General features: G+C 70.5%; 5 protein-coding genes. 3 read left to right on the forward strand and 2 right to left on the reverse strand.

All coding sequences use genetic code 11. The features are described from left to right. The 3 genes from P409_RS27865 to P409_RS27875 all read left to right on the forward strand — a co-directional run. On the forward strand, positions 1-418 hold a 418-nt coding region (locus P409_RS27865; protein WP_034846078.1), incomplete at its 5' end, for a YfiR family protein. Continuing rightward, complete coding sequence (locus P409_RS27870; RefSeq protein WP_052121486.1) at positions 415-1,698, forward strand: diguanylate cyclase domain-containing protein; 1,284 nt, start codon at positions 415-417, stop codon at positions 1,696-1,698. The genes P409_RS27865 and P409_RS27870, both read left to right, overlap by 4 nt. After that, positions 1,682-2,173, forward strand: coding sequence for an OmpA family protein (locus P409_RS27875; RefSeq protein WP_034846080.1), 492 nt, complete (start codon positions 1,682-1,684; stop codon positions 2,171-2,173). Before P409_RS27870 ends, P409_RS27875 begins: the two co-directional genes overlap by 17 nt. Positions 2,174-2,325: 152 nt before the next feature. Here P409_RS27875 and rocD read toward each other — a convergent pair whose 3' ends face one another. Together rocD and rocF are read right to left on the reverse strand one after the other, a co-directional pair. Beyond that, a complete protein-coding gene (rocD, locus tag P409_RS27880) occupies positions 2,326-3,537 on the reverse strand; it encodes an ornithine--oxo-acid transaminase (protein ID WP_034846082.1) in 1,212 nt (403 codons plus the stop codon). A gap of 22 nt (positions 3,538-3,559) precedes the next feature. After that, a partial coding sequence (rocF, locus tag P409_RS27885; protein ID WP_034846086.1) for an arginase occupies positions 3,560-4,331 on the reverse strand: 772 nt, incomplete at its 5' end.

A 4,331-nucleotide genomic window follows, 5' to 3' on the forward strand; every position in this document is an offset into this window, starting at 1 on the left:
GATGGGGATCATCAGCTACACCCGCTGGCCGGTCGAGCCGCCGCAGTTGCGCCTGTGCGTGATCGGCCCGGCCGACTACGCCGACGATCTGGTGGCGGACGCCACGCAGCCCTCCGGCCGGCCGGTCCGGGGCATCCGGCTGGGCCTCGGCGGATCGGCGGGCGCGGACTGCGACATCGTCTATCTCGGCCGGCTCGGCGAAGCCGAGAAGCGGCAGGTCTTCGCGCAGCTCGCCGGCCATCCCGTACTGAGCATCAGCGAGCACGACGAGAGCTGCGCTGTCGGCAGCATGTTCTGCCTGCAGGTGCGGGGTACCGAGGTCTCGTTCCAGATCAACCTCGATTCCGTGGCCCGCGGCGGCGTCCGGGTCAGCCCGAAGGTGCTGCAGCTCGGCCGGCGCAAGGAGACGCTGCCGTGAGCCGCCCGGCTGCGGCGGACCGGCCGACCCTGCGGCGCGTGCTGCAGCGGGCCCATCTCGGCGTCGCCTTGCTGGCGGTGACGCTGGCCGGGCTGACGCTGACCGTCGCCGGCTTCGCCGCGCTGCGCGCCTATGCCGGCAGCAACCTGCAGCTGATCGCGACCTCGATGAGCTACACCGTGGAGGCGGCGCTGGTGTTCAAGGATCGCGCCGCGGCCGAGGAGGCGCTGGGCCTGATCGCCTCCGCCGAAGGCGGCGTGGCCGAGGCCAATGTGTTCGACGCCCATGGCGCGCTGTTCGCCCATTGGCAGCGCCCGGGCGGGTCGGCTCTGGCCGAGCTGGATCATCGCCTGGCCGACATGATCTTCGCCTCGCCCGTGCTGCAGCCGATCAGCCATGACGGCGCCGAGATCGGACGCATCGAGCTTCACGGCAACGCCCGCGGCCTGCTGCGCTTCCTGGCGATCGGCGCCTGCGTCGTGCTGGTCTGCGTCGCGCTGAGCGCGCTGAGCGCGCTGCTGCTGTCGCGCTACCTGGTGGCCGGCATCGTCGGCCCGCTGCAGACGCTGACCACGGTGGCCCACCGGGTCCGCACCCAGCGGGCCTTCGACCGGCGGGTGCCGCCGGCCGGGATCGCCGAGCTGAACGAGCTGGCCGGCGACTTCAACGCCCTGCTCGGCGAGCTGGAGGCCTGGCAGGCCCGGCTGCAGCGCGAAAACGAGTCCCTTGCCCACCAGGCCAGCCATGACAGCCTGACCGGCCTGCCCAACCGCGCTGCCTTCGAGGCGCGGCTGACCGGCGCGCTGCAGGAGGCCGAGGCTGCGCGGGACCGCGTCGCGGTGCTGTTCCTGGACAGCGACAACTTCAAGCAGACCAACGACGATCTCGGCCATGCCGCCGGCGATGCGGTGCTGGCCGCCGTCGCCGCGCGGGTGCGGGACCAGCTGCGCAAGACCGACCTGGTGGCGCGGCTGGGCGGGGACGAGTTCGCGGTGCTGCTGGCGCCGATCGGCGAGATCGCCGACGCGCTGCATGTCGCCGACGACATCCTGGCCAGCCTGCGGCAGCCGGTCCGGCTGCCCGGCGACGGCACCGCCATCGCCTCGGTCAGCATCGGCATCGCCGTGTTCCCGGACCACGCGCGGGACGGGGCGACGCTGCTGCAACGGGCCGACGCCGCCATGTATCTCGCCAAACGCCTGCGGCCCGGCGGACGGGAGCTCGCCGCCGGGCCGGAGCCATTCGAAGAACGGGGGACCCACATTGCATCTCGTCACTAGACGCGCCGCCCTGTCCCTGGCCCTCTCCGGCCTCGCCGCCCCGATCCTGGCGGCATGCCAATCCGGCCTGACCCCGGCGCAGATCGCGTTGCTGAAGCAGCAGGGCTTCGAGCTGACCAGCAACGGCTGGGAGTTCGGCCTGTCCAGCAAGGTGCTGTTCGGCACCAACGAGGCCACGCTCGCCGCCGGGCAGCGTGAGTCCATCGGCCAGCTGGCGCGGGCTCTGCTGTCGGTCGACATCCACCGGCTGCGGGTCGAGGGCCACACCGACGACTACGGCACCCCGGACTACAACATGGCGCTGTCCCATCGCCGGGCCCAGGCGGTCGCCGACGCCCTGGCCGCGGCCGGCATCCCGGCCGGGGACATGCAGGTGGTCGGCATGGGCATGAGCGCCCCGGTCGAGGACAACCGCTCCTCCGCCGGCCGGCGGGAGAACCGCCGCGTCGCGATCATCGTCTCGAACCAGCAGTAGCTCGGGGGCGGCCCCGGTCTTACCTTTTCACGATTCTCCAATCCGTCATCCCCGCGAAAGCGGGGATCTCGTAGCGCTTTGGCCGGAAGGAGATTCCCGCTTTCGCGGGAATGACGGCAAAGGGACAGGTGGTGCTATGAAAAGGTCTCGCCTTACGCGGTCCCGGTCATCACCGCGGCGAACTGCTCCATCGCCCAGTCGACCTGGTCGCGGGTGATCACCAGCGGCGGCGCGATGCGGATCGTGTCGCCATGGGTGTCCTTGGCCAGCACGCCGCGCTTCTGCAGCGCCTCGCAGTAGCGGCGGGCGCCGCCGGCCTCCGGATGCAGCTCGACCGCCAGCATCAGGCCGCGGCCGCGCACCTCGCGGATCAGGTTGCTGCGCAGCCCGGCCAGCTGGGCCTGGAAATAGGCGCCCTGGCGCTCGGCATTCTCGATCATGCCCTCCTCGACCAGCACCTTCAGCGCGGTGCGGGCGACGGCACAGGCCAGCGGGTTGCCGCCGAAGGTGCTGCCGTGCTGGCCGGGCTTGAGCACGCCCAGCACCTCGGAGTTCGAGAGCACGGCCGAGACCGGGTAGAAGCCGCCGGACAGCGCCTTGCCGACCAGGGTGACGTCAGCCTCGATGCCCTCATGCGCCTCGGCCAGCAGCTTGCCGGTGCGGCCGAGCCCGGTCTGGATCTCGTCCAGGATCAGGGTGACGTTGTGGCGGGTGCACAGCTCGCGCACCGTCTTGAAATAGCCGGCGGGCGGGATCATCACCCCGGCCTCGCCCTGGATCGGCTCGACCAGGAAGGCGACCGTGTTCGGGGTGATCGCCGCCTCGAAGGCCTTGGCGTCGCCAAAGGGCACGACCTTGAAGCCGGGCGCGAAGGGGCCGAAACCACCGCGGGCGTCCGGGTCGGTGGAGAAGCCGACGATGCCGAGGGTGCGGCCGTGGAAATTGTTCTCGCAGACGATGATCTCGGCCTGGCCTGCGGGCACGCCCTTGACCTCGTAGCCCCATTTGCGGACGGCCTTGACCGCCGACTCCACCGCCTCGGCGCCGCTGTTCATCGGCAGCACCTTGTGCGAGCCGGTCAGCGCTGCGATCTCGTCATAGAACAGCGCCAGCTGGTCGTTGCGGAAGGCGCGCGAGGTCAGGGTCAGCTTCTGCGCCTGCTCGACCATCGCCGCCAAGATCTTCGGGTGGCAATGGCCCTGGTTGACCGCGGAATAGGCCGACAGGCAGTCGAGATAGCGATTACCGTCGACATCCCAGACCCAGACGCCCTCGCCGCGCGACAGCACGACGTCGAGCGGCTTGTAGTTGTGGGCGCCGAGGCGGGCTTCGGTCTCGATGAGAGTGGTCGCCGATGTGGCCATGGTCCTGCTCCTGTCCCGTCTCTTACTGCGCGCCAGAGGCCGCGCGTTCCAATGCGCCTGTCGGCTCGATGATCTGCCGCCCGAACAGGCTGGAGACCAGGTCGACCAGCAGCAGGGCGCTCTTGCCACGGTCATCAAGGAAGGGGTTCAGCTCGACCACGTCGAGCGACCCGACCAGGCCGCTGTCGTACAGCATCTCCATGATCAGATGTGCCTCGCGGTACGTCGCCCCGCCGGGCACGGTGGTGCCGACGCCCGGGGCGATCGACGGGTCGAGGAAGTCGACATCGAGGCTGACATGCAGCACGCCGTTGCGCGACGCGACCTTATCGAGGATCCGGCGCATCAGCACCGATACGCCGTATTCGTCGACCAGCCGCATATCGAACACCTCGACGCCGCGGCGGCGCAGCAGCGCCCTCTCCTCGCGGTCGATCGAGCGGGCGCCGAGGATGGTCAGGTTCTGCGGGTCCAGCCGCTCGCGCGGCTCGCTGCCGAACACGTCGTCCAGGCCGGGCTCGCCGCACAGCAGGGCGGCCGACATGCCGTGCATGTTGCCCGACGGCGTCGTCGCCGGGGTGTTGAAGTCGGTGTGGGCGTCGAGCCACAGCACGAACAGCTCGCGCCCGGCCTCGCGGCAGTGGCGCAGCACGCCGTTGACCGAACCCATCGACAGGCTGTGGTCGCCGCCGAGGAAAATCGGCAACGTGCCCTGTCTCATCAACGCATAAGCGCGGTCGCTGAGCACCCGGGCCCAGCCCGCGATCTCCGGCAGGAAGCGCATCTGCGGCGTC

Origin of the sequence: Inquilinus limosus MP06 (assembly GCF_000767795.1) — a bacterium.
In the GTDB taxonomy this organism is placed as follows: Bacteria; Pseudomonadota; Alphaproteobacteria; order DSM-16000; family Inquilinaceae; genus Inquilinus; species Inquilinus limosus_E.